Here is a 393-nt window from a genome sequence, read left to right as displayed (position 1 = left end):
AAAGAAGGATCGGGGCGGCCCTGACGGGTTCGTTCACCCTATTCCGCTAGGCTCCTGCGTCGCCAAGCTCCACCGAGCCACAGGGTCCAGCCGCCCTTGATCGGGCGTCTGGCCCCTGCGTCTCGGCCCTTCCGGGTAACGGTTCACCCGCATTCTTTTCCGATGACGGACGGTCCTGGTGTGGGTGATCGGTTCGTGAGACGGCTCCTCAACCTCCCCGGCCAGTCCTGCGGACCGTCCGGGGAGGCACGTTCCACGACGGCGGCCTCGCATCCAGCGTTCAGTCTGACAGTCGCCGTGCCAGTCCGTAAAGCCACTGCGCGACCCTCGGCTTCAGGTGTCAGGCCCGCGTCTGCTGCAGGGCCGCACGCGACCCCGCATCAGCCGCAGGCC

Annotated in this window: 1 pseudogene; it reads left to right on the top strand. The window is 67.7% G+C overall.

From position 1 onward, the window contains the following. Nucleotides 1-195: 195 nt before the first annotated feature. Nucleotides 196-393, top strand: a pseudogene (locus HK24_RS13800) (hypothetical protein); the annotation flags it as partial.

The sequence above is a fragment of the Gluconobacter sp. DsW_058 genome, from assembly GCF_002153615.1.
In the GTDB taxonomy this organism is placed as follows: Bacteria; Pseudomonadota; Alphaproteobacteria; order Acetobacterales; family Acetobacteraceae; genus Gluconobacter; species Gluconobacter cerinus.
This window is presented reverse-complemented; position numbering and strand designations above follow the sequence as displayed.